General features: G+C 71.3%; 12 protein-coding genes and 1 riboswitch. Of the genes, 4 read left to right on the top strand and 8 right to left on the bottom strand.

All coding sequences use genetic code 11. The features are described from left to right. Positions 1-27 precede the first annotated feature (27 nt). From ACIQRW_RS01185 to ACIQRW_RS01175, 3 genes are read left to right on the top strand one after another with little or no spacing between them, the layout of a single operon-like run. Complete coding sequence (locus ACIQRW_RS01185; RefSeq protein WP_403753448.1) at positions 28-858, top strand: STM4013/SEN3800 family hydrolase; 831 nt, start codon at positions 28-30, stop codon at positions 856-858. Next, entirely contained in the window at positions 855-2,237 is a 1,383-nt protein-coding gene (locus ACIQRW_RS01180; RefSeq protein WP_403752598.1) for an STM4012 family radical SAM protein, read from the top strand. The genes ACIQRW_RS01185 and ACIQRW_RS01180 overlap by 4 nt, the downstream gene beginning before the upstream one ends. Before the next feature lie 7 nt (positions 2,238-2,244). Then, complete coding sequence (locus ACIQRW_RS01175) at positions 2,245-3,168, top strand: STM4011 family radical SAM protein (protein WP_403752595.1); 924 nt, start codon at positions 2,245-2,247, stop codon at positions 3,166-3,168. Positions 3,169-3,174: 6 nt separating this feature from the next. Here ACIQRW_RS01175 and ACIQRW_RS01170 read toward each other — a convergent pair whose 3' ends face one another. Beyond that, positions 3,175-4,002 (bottom strand): SGNH/GDSL hydrolase family protein, encoded by an 828-nt coding sequence (locus ACIQRW_RS01170; protein WP_403752592.1) that lies wholly within the window; start codon positions 4,000-4,002, stop codon positions 3,175-3,177. Between the two features lie 174 nt (positions 4,003-4,176). Then, positions 4,177-5,133 carry a peptidoglycan DD-metalloendopeptidase family protein gene (locus ACIQRW_RS01165; protein WP_403752589.1) on the bottom strand — a complete coding sequence of 319 codons (957 nt, stop codon included), beginning with the start codon at positions 5,131-5,133 and terminating at the stop codon, positions 4,177-4,179. Between the two features lie 2 nt (positions 5,134-5,135). Further along, a riboswitch (cyclic di-AMP (ydaO/yuaA leader) is annotated at positions 5,136-5,296 on the bottom strand. Positions 5,297-5,740: 444 nt separating this feature from the next. On the opposite strand from ACIQRW_RS01165, the gene ACIQRW_RS01160 reads away from it, so the two are divergent. Beyond that, a complete protein-coding gene (locus ACIQRW_RS01160; RefSeq protein WP_403752586.1) occupies positions 5,741-6,553 on the top strand; it encodes a tyrosine-protein phosphatase in 813 nt (270 codons plus the stop codon). Positions 6,554-6,601: 48 nt separating this feature from the next. On the opposite strand, the gene ACIQRW_RS01155 is transcribed toward ACIQRW_RS01160, so the two are convergent. From ACIQRW_RS01155 to shc, 6 genes are all read right to left on the bottom strand, one after another. Further along, positions 6,602-6,775, bottom strand: coding sequence for a DUF6126 family protein (locus ACIQRW_RS01155; RefSeq protein WP_003964843.1), 174 nt, complete (start codon positions 6,773-6,775; stop codon positions 6,602-6,604). Positions 6,776-6,838: 63 nt separating this feature from the next. Further along, a complete protein-coding gene (locus ACIQRW_RS01150) occupies positions 6,839-7,447 on the bottom strand; it encodes a helix-turn-helix domain-containing protein (RefSeq protein WP_403752583.1) in 609 nt (202 codons plus the stop codon). A gap of 81 nt (positions 7,448-7,528) precedes the next feature. Then, positions 7,529-8,926, bottom strand: a complete 1,398-nt coding sequence (locus ACIQRW_RS01145; RefSeq protein WP_403753445.1) for an aspartate aminotransferase family protein — start codon at positions 8,924-8,926, stop codon at positions 7,529-7,531. Between the two features lie 91 nt (positions 8,927-9,017). Then, on the bottom strand, positions 9,018-10,037 hold the full coding sequence (hpnH, locus tag ACIQRW_RS01140) for an adenosyl-hopene transferase HpnH (protein ID WP_265598038.1): 1,020 nt from the start codon (positions 10,035-10,037) through the stop codon (positions 9,018-9,020). Positions 10,038-10,042: 5 nt separating this feature from the next. Then, positions 10,043-10,690, bottom strand: coding sequence for a 1-hydroxy-2-methyl-2-butenyl 4-diphosphate reductase (locus ACIQRW_RS01135; protein ID WP_403752580.1), 648 nt, complete (start codon positions 10,688-10,690; stop codon positions 10,043-10,045). Beyond that, complete coding sequence (gene shc, locus ACIQRW_RS01130; protein WP_403752577.1) at positions 10,690-12,690, bottom strand: squalene--hopene cyclase; 2,001 nt, start codon at positions 12,688-12,690, stop codon at positions 10,690-10,692. Before shc ends, ACIQRW_RS01135 begins: the two co-directional genes overlap by 1 nt. Positions 12,691-12,868: the final 178 nt, after the last annotated feature.

Below are 12,868 nucleotides of genomic sequence, written 5' to 3'. Positions count from 1 at the left end.
CTGCCCGGCGGTTCCGGCCGGCCCGACATGGGCGAGGTCGTGGGAAGCCACGATCTGCTGCTGGTCACCCTGGACACCTTGCGGCACGATGTCGCCGTCGAGCTGGCGGCCGCCGGGCGGCTCCCCAACCTCGCCCGGCATCTGCCCGGGGGCGGCTGGGAGGAGCGGCATGCTCCGGGCAGCTTCACCTATGCCTCGCACCAGGCGATGTTCGCCGGGTTCCTGCCGACGCCCGCCTCCCCGGGGCCGCATCCCCGGTTGTTCGCGGCGCGGTTCGCGGGCAGTGAGACGACGGCGGACGGCACGTTCGTGTTCGACACGCCGGATCTGGTGTCGGGGCTGGCCGCCGAGGGCTACCGCACGGTGTGCGTCGGCGGGGTCGGCTTCTTCAACCGTCAGGGGCCGCTCGGATCGGTGCTGCCCGGGATGTTCCAGGAGAGCCATTGGGAGCCCGGCTTCGGCGTCGCCTCCCCCACCTCGTTCGAGGAGCAGGTCGCCCGGGCGGAGCAGGTCGTCGCGGCGCTCCCCCGGGAGCAGCGGCTGTTCCTCTTCGTCAACGTTTCCGCCCTGCATCAGCCGAACTGGTTCCATCTGCCCGGGGCGACCCGTGAGGCGGGCGACTCCCGGGCCACGCACGCGGCGGCCCTGGAGTACGTGGACCGGCACATCGGCCGGCTCTTCGCCGCGGCGAGCAGCCGTCGCCGGTGCTTCGCCATCGTCTGCTCGGACCACGGCACCGCCTACGGCGACGACGGCTACACCGGTCACCGGCTCGGCCACCCGGCCGTCTGGACCGTCCCGTACGCCCACTTCTTCCTCGAACCACCCGCACCGCTCGACCCGGGGGCAGCCCGATGACCACCACCGTCGCCGCGGAAGCGGCCACCCCCGTCCGGCCGTACGAGAGTTACGTCTACGCCTATCCGCACAAGACGGCCTACCGGCCGCTGGAGGACCGCCCGTCGCTGCGGTCGCTGTGGGCGGCGGAGCCCAAGGACGCGCTCTCCCTCTACCTACACATACCGTTCTGCGAGGTCCGCTGCGGCTTCTGCAATCTCTTCACCCGGATCGGCGCGCCGGAGGAGCTGACGACGCGCTATCTGGACGCGATGGAGCGGCAGGCCATCGCCGTGCGGGACGCGCTGGGCGACGAGGAGCCGGTGCGGTTCGCCGCGGCGGCGTTCGGCGGCGGCACGCCGACGTTCCTGACCGCCGGGGAGCTGGAGCGGCTCTGCGACATAGCGGAGAAGCGGATGGGCGCCGACCTGCGCTCGGTGCCGCTGTCGGTGGAGACCTCCCCGTCCACGGCGACGGCGGACCGGCTGGCGGTGCTGGCCGAGCGGGGCACGACGCGGATCAGTATCGGTGTGCAGAGTTTCGTGGACGAGGAGGCGCGGGCGGCCGTCCGCCCGCAGCGCCGCGCCGACGTGGAGGCGGCGCTCGGCCGGATCCGCGAGGCCCGGATCCCGGTGCTGAACATCGACCTGATCTACGGCATCGACGGGCAGACCGAGCGCAGCTGGCTCGCGTCGCTGGACGCGGCGCTGGCCTGGCGGCCGGAGGAGCTGTATCTCTATCCGCTGTACGTCCGCCCGCTCACCGGTCTGCACCGCCTGGGCGCGGCGGCCGGCGGCGAGGCGGAGGCCCTGGAGCAGGCCGCCTGGGACGAACAGCGGCTGCGGCTGTACGCGGTGGGGCGGGACCATCTGCTGGCGCACGGCTACGAGCAGGTGTCGATGCGGATGTTCCGGCGGACCGATGCCCCGCGGGAGCAGGAGGGTCCCGAGGACTACGCCTGCCAGACCGACGGCATGATCGGCCTCGGCTGCGGTGCCCGTTCGTACACGGCGGCCCTGCACTACTCCTTCGACTACGCGGTGGACATGCGGGAGATCCGGTCGATCATCGACCGGTTCACCGCCGCCGAGGACTTCTCCCGGGCCGAGGTCGGCCGGTACGTCGACGCGGACGAGGCGCGACGGAGGCATCTGCTGCAGTCGCTGCTCCAGGCGGCGGGGCTGCCGGTGGCGGACTACCGGGCACGGTTCGGTACGGATCCGGGCGCGGATTTCCCGGCCGAGCTGGCGGGGTTCGCGGCCCGTGGCTGGCTGGACGTGTCGGCGCCGGACGGTCTGCTGAGGCTGTCCCCGTCGGGCCTCGCCCACTCCGACGCGCTGGGTCCCGCGCTGTTCTCCCCCGGGGTACGGGCCGCGATGGCCGCGTACGAGCGGAAGTGACGGGGCCGTGGACCTGACGATTCTCTACCGGGGCCCGCTCGCCTCCTGCGACTACGACTGTCCGTACTGCCCGTTCGGCAAGCGGCGGGACAGCCGCGCGCAGCTCACGGCGGACCGGGAGGCGCTGGAGCGGTTCACCCGCTGGGCCGCGGAGCGGACCGGTGACCGGCTGTCCGTGCTGTTCACCCCGTGGGGCGAAGGCCTGGTCCGCTCCTGGTACCGGCGGGCGCTGACCGATCTTTCGCGGCTGCCGCACATCAGACGCGTCGCGATCCAGACGAACCTGAGCTGCCGCACCGACTGGCTGGCGGACGCGGATCCGGAGCGGATCGCGCTCTGGTGCACGTACCACCCGGGGCAGACGCCGTACGAGCGGTTCCTGGGCAAGTGCCGGGAGCTGTCCGCGAAGGGGATCCGTTACAGCGTGGGCGTGGTGGGGTTCGACGAGCACCTCGACGAGGCTCGGCGGCTGCGGGCGGCGCTGCCGGAGGAGGTCTATCTCTGGGTGAACGCCGCCGAGGGGCACATCTACACCGACGAGGAGGCGGCGCGGTGGACGGAGCTGGATCCGCTGTTCCCCTACAGCCGTGATCCGCACCGTTCGGCGGGGCTGCCCTGCCGGACGGGCGAGTCGGTGATCTCGGTGGACGGCGACGGCACGGTGCGGCGCTGTCACTTCGTCAAGGCGGAGCTGGGCAATCTCTACGACGGCAGCTACCGCCGGGCGCTCGGCCCGCGGGCCTGTCCGCTCGCCGTGTGCGACTGCCACATCGGCTATGTACATCTGGAGTCGCTGCCGCTGTACGACGTGTTCGCGGGCGGTGTCCTGGAGCGGATACCGGCAGGACACCCTCCGGGCGCGGGCGCGCCGTCGGACGGGCTCGTGGCACCGGGCCCGTCCCGGCGTGCGCTTCCTCTGCTGGAGCCCTGACCGGTCCTAGAGCGGCAGAAGGTCCGGGCGTTTCGCCTCGACGTGGTCGCCGGAGGACTCTCCGCGCAGCCGTCGGCCGATCCAGGGCACGAGGTATTCGCGGGCCCACTGGATGTTGTCGCGCCGTGCGTCGAAGGGGCTGCGCTGGGCCTGCGGCGGCCAGGGCTGGTCGGGGTCGGCGGGCACCTCGTGGCCGAGGACCTGGGCGGCGCGCAGCGCCACGCGGGTGTGGCCCTCGGGCGAGAGGTGCAGCCGGTCGTTGTCCCACGCGCGCCGGTCCTGCACGGAACGCAGCGACCACAGGTCCAGCACGGGGCAGCGGTAGCGGTCGGCGATGGCCCGCAGGTGGACGTTGTACGTGGCGATCTTGCCGCGCATGTGGCGCAGCACCGGCACGCCCCGGGTGTCGAAGCCGGTGGTGACCATGACGGTGCCGACGGCGTTGCTCAGGTCGGCGACCGCCCGCTCGAAGCGCTCGGCGAGATCGTCGGGGTCCGTGCCGGGCCGGATGATGTCGTTGCCGCCCGCGCAGAAGCTGACCAGGTCGGGGGCCAGTTCCTTGGCGCGCGGGATCTGCTCCTCGACGATCTGGTCGAGGAGACGTCCTCGTACGGCGAGATTGGCGTAGCGGAAGTCCCCGTGCGGGAAGTCCTCGGGGCCGGTCGCCCCGTCGGGGGCCGGGAGCCGGTCGGCGAGGAGCACCGCGAAGCGGTCTGCCCAGCCGAGGTAGGTCCCGTCGGGGCCGGGGTCGCCGACGCCCTCGGTGAAACTGTCGCCAATCGCCGCGTACGACCCGATGGTGTGCTGCTGGTTGTTTCTCGAATCGTCTGCCACAAGCACTTATCCTGCATCGTGCGATGTGACCTACGCGACCGTAATACGGGGTTGACGGGTGGTGAGATAGACCACCCGGTCAGTTTTTGGTAAAGCCGGAATAAGTGGAGGGGCGGTGCGCCGCCGCGCACCGCCCCTCGATCACTTCTCGCCGCGTCCGGTCGGACGGAGACGTCAGACGGAGACGCCGTGCTGACGCAGGTACGCGATCGGGTCGATGTCCGAGCCGTAGCTCGGGCCGGTGCGGACCTCGAAGTGCAGGTGCGGGCCGGTGGAGTTGCCGGTGGAGCCGGAGAGGCCGATCTGCTGGCCGCCGGTGACGGTCTGGCCGACGGAGACGTCGAGCGAGGACTGGTGGGCGTACTGGGAGTACATGCCGTCCTCGTGCTGGATGACGACCTCGTTGCCGTACGAGCCGCTGTTGCCGGCCGAGACCACGGTGCCCGGGCCGATGGCGAGCACGGGGGTGCCGGAGGCGGCCTGGAAGTCCGAGCCGGTGTGGTAGCCGCTGGACCAGCTGGCGCCGGAAGCCCGGTACTGGGTGGTGACGTTGGCGCTGGCCAGCGGGGCGGACCAGCCGGAGCCGGTGGCCTCGGAGGAGCCGGTCCCCGACGGGCTGCCGGAGCCCTCGGAGTCATCGGCGGAGACGGTGTCCGCCTTCGGGGCCTCCTTCGGCGCGGCCTTCGGCGCCGGTGCGGCCTTCTTCGGGGCGGCCTCGGGAGCCGCGGACTTCTCGGCCGGGGCGGAGCCCTTGGCGCCGAGGGTCAGCTTCATGCCCGGGTGGATCAGGCTGGGGTTCTCGCCGACGGTGGAGCGGTTGTCCTGGTACAGCTTCTCCCACCCGCCCTTGAGCTGGTGCTCGGCCGCGATCTTCGCCAGGTAGTCGCCGGAGACGACGGCGTACGTCTTCGGGGCGGCCTTCGACGCGGCGGGGGCGGTGGCCGGGGCGGTGTGCGCGGCGGCGACCGAGGCGGCGGCGGGCTTCGCGGCCGGAGCGGCCTGGTCCGCCGCGCTCGCGACGGTGGCGCCGATGAGCGGGAGGGCGAGTGCGGCGCCGCCGGTCCCTGCGACGAGGACGCCGCGGGAGATCGGGCCGGACTTCGGACGACGGTGCTTACCCTTTGCGGGCATGGGAAGTTCCTCTCCGGCGCCTGCGAGGTGAGCTGTCGGGTTCGGGCTGGAGATGCCCGGTCGCGTTGCGGCGACTTCACCCCGAGCCGGTCCGGATCGCTCCGGATCGGCGGCTTACCTGGTTCCCCCGCTCCTGCCACGCGTGAGTGGGTGGGTGCGAATTCCGGGCGGCGGCAGGATTAGGCGGTCCGTCCGGATTGCGGCGACCGTAAGCGAGCAAGGACGAGCAGAACAAGCCATCGGTTGCGCACCGGAATCATCGATTCGATATCGCCCCGGATTTCCCGTCACACTCCGTGGATTACGGATCTTGGATTTCCGTACGGGCAATGGGAATACTCCGGGGCACGCTCGCCACGGACGGTCACGGATATGATCCCGCTCACCTCCGAAATCCCATCTCCCCCATTAGCGGGGCATGTTCTGCGAAATGCACCAATACGGACACGCGGTCGGCTTCACCCCTGACGCCCGGTCAGGCCGACCCCCTCGGCACCCCGCACCGGGGTGCGCGACCGTGATGATTTTCCGTCGAATCGATGTCGTATCGTCACGGGAGCGCCCTCGCCGGCGAGCCGCGCCGACGCCAGAGATCCCAGGAGCCACCGTGACGCAACAGGTGCCGCAGGTCCCGCCGACAGAGACCGTGCTGACCGGAGTCCGTAACTTCCGCGACGTGGGCGGGCTCCCCACCGCGGACGGCCGGCGCACCGCTTTCGGGCGGCTCTACCGGAGCGGCCACCTGGCGCACGCCACGGCCGAGGACGCGGCCTTCCTCGGCGGGCTCGGGCTGCACACGATCTTCGACTTCCGCCACTCCGCCGACCACCGGCTCGACGGATACGACATCGAGTTGACCGGTGTCCGTAATGTCAGCATTCCGCTCTCGGACCCGGCCGACGGCGCGGAGTTCTGGCGGCTGGTGAGCGACGGGAACATCGAGCAGTTGCGCTCGGTCCTCGCGAACGGCAAGGGCGTCGACCGCATGATCCGGATGTACCGCGCGACGATTCTGGACCGCACCGCCGAGCACAGCCGGGTGCTGCATTCCCTGGCCGAGGACAGCGTCCCCGCCCTGATGCACTGCGCGGCGGGCAAGGACCGGGCCGGTCTCTCGATCGCGGTCGCCCTGCTGGCGGTCGGCGTCGAGCCGGAGGCGATCGAGGAGGACTACCTCAAGTCCAACGATCCCCACCGCCGCTACGCCGTGAAGCGCTCCGACGCGTCCGACACCGGCATGTCGCCCGAGGTGCTGGAGCTGCTGGACCCCCTCTTCGGGGCGCGGCCCGCCTACCTCGCGGCGGCCTTCACGACCATCGAGGAGCACTGGGGAACGACGGATCGCTACCTGTCGGAGGGGCTGAAGGTCTCCCCCGGGACCCGGGAGCGGCTGCGCGAGCGCCTGCTCGACCAGGGCTGACCCGGACGGGAAGCGATCCGTCCGGGACGGGCGGTCGTCCGACCGCCGTCACTTGCTCCCGGCCACCACGAAGAGCAGGTAGAGGAAGCCCGCGATGACGTGGCCCGCCACCAGATAGGCGAAGAGCCGGATGATGACGCCGCGCGGCATCCGCTTCTCCTGCGGGTCCTCGTTCTCGCGGCGGCCGGGGCCCAGCGGGTCGTAGTGCTCGGAATCGGACATGACGGTCCTCTCTGTCGGCCTCGCGGCCGGTGGAGCGAAGGATGCAGCCGGCGGGACGGCCGGTCAGCGCGCGTGGAGGGCGTTGCCGAGGCACAGCTCGGCGGCGGGGCTCTGGAGCAGGGAGTGGACGAAGAGCAGCTCCGCGCCGCAGCGGTCGATGGCCGCGATCCGGTGCGGGGTGAGCGAGTCGAAGTGAGCGCTGTCGCCGGGTTCGAGGTCGTGGACGGTGTCGCCGAGCCCGATCCGCAGCCGCCCCTCCAGGACGTACAGCCACTCCTCGCCGGGATGGACCCGGACCAGGTCGCCCTGGGCCCCGTACGGAACGCGCACCCGCAGCGCCTGCATCGCGCGGCCCGATCCGCCTGCCTGCCGGTACATCCAGCCGTCGGCCTCCGCCCCCTCGAAGCCGCCGCCGCGGACGATCGCGTCCCGTTCGGGCGGCTGCTCGCCGAGCAGCTCGGAGACCGTCGTACCGTAGATACGGGCGAGGCCCAGCAGCATCGGCAGCGAGGGCTGCCTGCGGCCGGTCTCCAGCCGGGAGAGATGGGCCGGGGAGAGTCCGGCCCGGCCGGCGGCGGCCTCCAGCGTGAGGCCGCGATCGCGGCGCAGGTCGCGCAGTCGGGGTGCGACGCCGGGGAGCTCGTCCGGCACCCCCTCGTCCGGAGGGTTCATGGCTCCATTGGGCCAGGATCTTTCCTCTGGGGCAAATAACTTGCCTCAGAGGCAATTCTCATCGTTCCCGCAGCTGAGCGGTCAGCGATGGGCCACGGCCTGCTTGACCAGCGTCCGGCCGAAGTCCCACATCAGTCCACCGCCGCTGTGCGCGTCGTCCATGACGGATGTGAAGGCCGCCACGAAGCGGTCCACCTCCGCGTCCCCGATGACCAGCGGCGGGATCAGCTTGATCACTTCCAGGTGGTCGCCGGAGACCTGGGTGAGGATCCGGTGCTTCTGGAGCAGCGGCACCACGACCATCTGCGCGAAGAGGCCCTTGCGGGCCGCCTGGAGCATGGTCCAGCGGCTGCGGAGCTTGAGCGAGGACGGCCTGCCGAACTCGATGCCGATCATCAGCCCGCGCCCGCGGACCTCGTGCAGCAGCTCGTAGCGGTCCACCAGGGCCGCCAGCCGCTCGCGCAGCAGGTCGCCGGTGCGCCGGGCGTTCGCGACGGTCTCCTCGTCCTCCATCACCGTCAGCACGGCGAGGCCGGCCGCCATCGCCTGGGCGTTGGAGCCGAAGCTCGCGGAGTGGACGAGGACCCGGTCCATCGAGGAGTAGACCTTGCGGAAGATCCAGTCCTTGCCGAGGGTCGCGCCGACGGGCACATAGCCGCCGGAGAGCGCCTTGGCGACGCACACCAGATCGGGCTCCACCCCCTCCTCGTGCTGGTAGGCGTAGAAGTCCCCGGTCCGGCCGAGGCCCGTCTGCACCTCGTCGACGATCAGGAGCGCCTTGTGCCGGTGCAGCAGTTCCTGCGCCCCGCGCAGATAGCCGGGCGGCGCGGCGTGCACGCCCTTCCCCTGGATGGGCTCCACGACGAGGGCTGCGACGTCGCCCCGCTCCAGCTCGCGGCGCAGTGCGTCCAGGTCGCCGAGCGGGACGGCCGTGTCCGGCAGCAGGGGGGCGAAGCCGTCGCGGAAGCCGCTCTCCCCGTTGACCGAGAGGGAGCCGGTGGTGAGGCCGTGGAAGGCGTGGTCGCAGTAGAGGACCCGGGGCTTCCCGGTGGCGTAGCGGGCGAATTTCAGCGCCGTCTCGACCGCCTCCGTGCCGCTGTTCCCGAAGAAGACGCGGTCCAGGTGCGGGCTGTGGGCGAGGAGCTTCTCGGCGAGCAGTCCGGGCAGCGGCTGGCAGTCGAAGCGGGTGAGGTCGGCGAGCTGGGCGTCCAGGACGTCGTGCAACGCCTGGCGGACGACGGGGTGGTGGCGGCCGAGGCCCATGACGCCGAACCCGGCGAGCATGTCGAGGTAGTCGTTGCCCTCCGCGTCCCAGAAGTACGCGCCCTCGGCCCGCTCGTAGACCTTGTCGAAGCCGATGGTGTGCAGCATGCGCGGAAGCTGGTGGTTGAGGTGGCGTGCGTGCAGGTCGTACCGCTCGGCCCCGCGCTCGGCGAGGAGCCGAGCCAGGTCGAAGCCCTGGGATCCGCCGTCCGTCATCGCCCGCTCTTCCCTTCGGGTGTGCTGCACCATGGAGGCCGGCCACCCCGGGAGACCCGTGGCGGCCGGCCGTACCTCGTCGGACACCGCCTCAGCGGTTGCTGCTGATGGTCTCCCGCGCCGCGCGCAGGGATTCCTTCAGGGACCCCATCGTGGCGAGCACCGCCGTGGGCTCGTAGCCGCAGTGCGCCATGCAGTTGGCGCAGCGCGGGTCCTTGCCCCGGCCGTACTTCTCCCAGTCGGTCTCCTCGATGAGCTGACGGTACGTCGGTACGTAGCCGTCGTTCATCAGGTAGCAGGGGCGCTGCCAGCCGAAGAGCGAGTAGTTGGGGATCGCCCACGCGGTGCACGGGAAGTCCGCCTTGCCCTCCAGGAAGTCCAGGAAGAGCGGTGAGTGGTTGAGCCGCCAGCGGGCCCGGTTGCCGCCGGCGAAAGCCTTCTTGAACAGCTCGCGGGTCTGCTCGACGCCCAGGAAGTGCTCCTGGTCGGGGGCCTTCTCGTAGGCGTAGGCGGGAGAGATCATCATCTCGTCGACGTGCAGGTCGTCGTTGAGGTAGTTGAGGACCTCGATGATGGTCTGCGGGGTGTCGGTGTTGAAGAAGGTGGAGTTGGTGGTGACGCGGAAGCCGCGCCGCTTGGCCTCCTTCATCGCGGCGACGGCCTCGTCGAAGACGCCTTCCTTGGCGACGGACTCGTCGTGCCGTTCGCGCAGTCCGTCGATGTGCACGGCGAAGGCGAAGTACGGGGACGGGGTGAACTTGTCGAGCTTCTTCCGCATCAGCATCGCGTTGGTGCAGAGGAAGACGTATTTCTTCCTCGCGACGAGCTGGCGCACGATCTCGTCGATCTGGGGGTGCATCAACGGTTCGCCACCGGCGATGGACACCATGGGAGCGCCGGATTCGAGCACCGCGCCCACCGCCTGGGCGACCGGCATGCGCTGCTTCAGGACACCGGCCGGGTGCTGGATCTTCCCGCACCCCTCGCAGGCGAGGTTGCAGGCGAACAACGGCTCCAGCTCGACGATCAGCGGGAACTTCTCACGCTTGCGGAGCTTCTGTTCGAAGAGATACGTCGCGACCTTGATGGACTGACGGAGCGGCATGGCCATCTGGCTCACCTCCTGGGGAGCAGTAAGGATCGGTGCCATTCATAGAAAGCCGGAAGGACGGCACGAAGAACGCGGAACGCCGATATTCCACCGCGTACGGTGCCGATACGGACGAGCTCATGCTCTGGAGCGTCCACGACCACTCGGACGGCCGCAACCGGGCGGGGCCCGTGACACAGGGCGGTACGCAGTGTCGCGGCGGACTCCATGTCCACCGCGATGGCCCCGCCCGCCCGCAGCGCGGCCCGCTCGGAGCCCCGTACGACGTGGTCGGAGCCGGTCAGCGGGCCGGTGTGGACCCTGCGGCCCGGAACGGCCCTGGCGAGCGCGGCGACCAGGACGCCGGTGCCCGTGCAGAGTGTGGTGCCGTCCGCGTCCCGGGTCTCCTCGGCGACGACGAGGTCCCCCGGGTGCATCCCCGGGGCCAGGCCGGCGCAGAAGCCGGAGGCGATCACAGCGGCGTCGGGAATCCCCCCGGGGCCCAGGAGACGCGCCACGGCCGCCTCCGCCGCCCGGGGGCCCATTCCGGTGCGCAGCACCCGGACCGGGCCAGGGGCGCCCCTGCCGCTGCGCAGGGCCACCTGCTCGATGCCGAGAGCGCAGGCGACCAGCAGGGGCGTCGCCGGGCTCCCTGGCTGTCTCGGATCGCCCATCAGGCCCCCTCGGCGGCGGTCGCGCGGTCGGCGAACGGGTCGCCGTACACATAGCGCCCGAGTGCGGTGAGAGGGAAGACCTGCCGGTAGAGGTGGTAGTTGATGGAGAAGTCCCAGGGGAAGCCGGTCCCGGTGAAATACGGCTCGTCCCAGGAGCCGTCGGCCTGCTGCGCCTCGGTCAGCCAGGTGACGCCGCGGGCGACCCGGCGGGTGTCGCGGCGACCGGCCGCGAGGAGCGCGAGCAGCGCCCAGGCGGTCTGGGAGGCCGTGGACTCACCGTGCCCGATCCACTTCTCCTCCTGGTAGGAGCGCAGGTCCTCGCCCCAGCCGCCGTCGTCGTTCTGGACGGACTCCAGCCAGGCGACGGCCCGGCGGATCGCGGGATGCCCGGTGGGCAGTCCGGCCGTGACCAGGGCGGGCACCACGGACCCGGTGCCGTATACGTAGTTGACGCCCCAGCGGCCGAACCAGGCTCCGCACGCCTCCTGTTCGGCGAGCAGCCACTCGATGCCTTCGCGGGTACGGGGGTGGCTCGCGAGCCCTTCGACGGCGAGCATCTCCACGACATGGCCGGTGACGTCGGCCGACGGCGGGTCGATGACCTCGCCGAAGTCGCAGAAGGGCAGGCGGTTGGGGAAGGGGCTGGTGTTGTCGGCGTCGAACGCACCCCAGGCGCCGTTGCGGGACTGCATCCCGAGGTTCCAGCGGACCCCGCGGTCGATGGCCGCCTGCATCCGGGCGGGGTCGGGGTGGCGCACCCGGCGCAGCGCCAGGACGACTTCCGCGGTGTCGTCGATGTCCGGGTAGTTGTCGTTGTGGAACTCGAACGCCCAGCCTCCCGGGGCGAGTTCGGGCTTTCGTACCGACCAGTCGCCGGGTCTGGTGATCTCCTCGGCCAGCATCCAGTCGGCGGCCTTCACCAGGGCGGGGTGGTCGGGTCTGAGTCCGGCGTCGGCCAGCGCGATGGTGGCGAGGCAGGTGTCCCAGACGGGCGACTGGCAGGCCTCGACCATGCGGGCGCCGTCCTCGCGCCGGACGGCGAACCGGTCGAGCGAGGCCAGGCCCGCCTTCATCACCGGGTGGTCGAGGTCGTAGCCCAGCAGGTGCAGGGCGATGATGGAGTAGACGGCGGGCGGCTGGATCCCGCCCCAGCAGCCGTCGTTCTCCTGGCGCTCGATGATCCAGCGGGCGGCCAGGTTCATGGCGACGCGGCGCAGTGGGCGCGGGGCGACCTTGTGGTAGAGGTGCAGCCCTTTGTCTAGGCGCTGGAAGATTCCGTCCCAACTGGCGGGCGGGGCAAGCTTCCTGGGCGGGTTGGGGTGGTCCGGGTCGGTGTGCAGCTCGTCCAGGGCGAAGGGCGCCGGGCGCACCGGGCGTCTCGCGGAGACGATGGTGAGCGGCACGATGGTCTGCCGGGCCCAGCAGCCGAAGTCGTAGATGTTGAGCGGGACCCACTTGGGGAGGAACATCAGCTCGGGCGGCAGCTCGGGGAGGTCGTCCCACTTCCACCAGCCGAACAGCGCCAGCCAGATGCGGGTGAAGACGCGGGCGGCCGCGATGCCGCCCTGTTCCCTGATCCAGCCGGAGGCGCGGGCCATGTGCGGCTCGTCGGGGCGGTCCCCGGCCAGCCGCAGGGCGACGTACGCCTCGATCGTGGCGGAGAGGTCGGCGGGTCCGCCGTAGAAGGTGTTCCAGGTGCCGTCGCCGAGCTGTTCGCCGCGGATGAAGAGGGCGGTCGCCCGGGTGGTCTCGGGGTCCTGGATGGAGAGGAACTGACGCAGGAGCAGGTCCTCGGCGTCCATCGTGACGTTGGTGGCGAGGTCGCCCTTCCACCAGCCCTGCTCGTCCTGTCTGCCGAGGAGGTGCTCCACCGAGCGTTCCGCGGCCCGACGCGCGGCGACGGTCACATCGTCCGCGGTGGTTGTCGTGTCGGTCGGATCGTGGGCCGTGGCCTCGGAGGGGTTCGCGGTCCCGGTCGATCCGTCGGTCGTCGCTGTCATGAGCTTCCCCTTACGTGCAGTCGGTTCTCTGCTGTGCTGGGGTCACCGTCGGGGGGGGCCCCGGGGGGGGGGGGGGCCCCCGCCCGCGGGGGGGGGGGGACGCGGGGTGGTGACAGTTGTTGAACCCCCCACAAACCCCGCGCGGGGGGCGGGTTTGTGAAACCCCGGGGGCGGTGAA

It is taken from the genome of Streptomyces sp. NPDC091287 (assembly GCF_044768525.1).
In the GTDB taxonomy this organism is placed as follows: Bacteria; Actinomycetota; Actinomycetes; order Streptomycetales; family Streptomycetaceae; genus Streptomyces.
The sequence above is the reverse complement of the archived record's forward strand: the minus strand, read 5'-3'. Positions and strand labels throughout refer to the sequence as shown.

Excerpts from the sequence above, each read along its gene's own strand:
- ACIQRW_RS01185 (WP_403753448.1), top strand. The coding sequence starts at position 28 with ATGGGCGAGGTCGTGGGAAGCCACGATCTGCTGCTGGTCACCCTGGAC.
- ACIQRW_RS01180 (WP_403752598.1), top strand. The coding sequence starts at position 855 with ATGACCACCACCGTCGCCGCGGAAGCGGCCACCCCCGTCCGGCCGTAC.
- ACIQRW_RS01165 (WP_403752589.1), bottom strand. The coding sequence starts at position 5,133 with ATGCCCGCAAAGGGTAAGCACCGTCGTCCGAAGTCCGGCCCGATCTCC.
- ACIQRW_RS01155 (WP_003964843.1), bottom strand. The coding sequence starts at position 6,775 with ATGTCCGATTCCGAGCACTACGACCCGCTGGGCCCCGGCCGCCGCGAG.
- ACIQRW_RS01150 (WP_403752583.1), bottom strand. The coding sequence starts at position 7,447 with ATGAACCCTCCGGACGAGGGGGTGCCGGACGAGCTCCCCGGCGTCGCA.
- ACIQRW_RS01145 (WP_403753445.1), bottom strand. The coding sequence starts at position 8,926 with ATGACGGACGGCGGATCCCAGGGCTTCGACCTGGCTCGGCTCCTCGCC.
- hpnH (WP_265598038.1), bottom strand. The coding sequence starts at position 10,037 with ATGGCCATGCCGCTCCGTCAGTCCATCAAGGTCGCGACGTATCTCTTC.
- ACIQRW_RS01135 (WP_403752580.1), bottom strand. The coding sequence starts at position 10,690 with ATGGGCGATCCGAGACAGCCAGGGAGCCCGGCGACGCCCCTGCTGGTC.
- shc (WP_403752577.1), bottom strand. The coding sequence starts at position 12,690 with ATGACAGCGACGACCGACGGATCGACCGGGACCGCGAACCCCTCCGAG.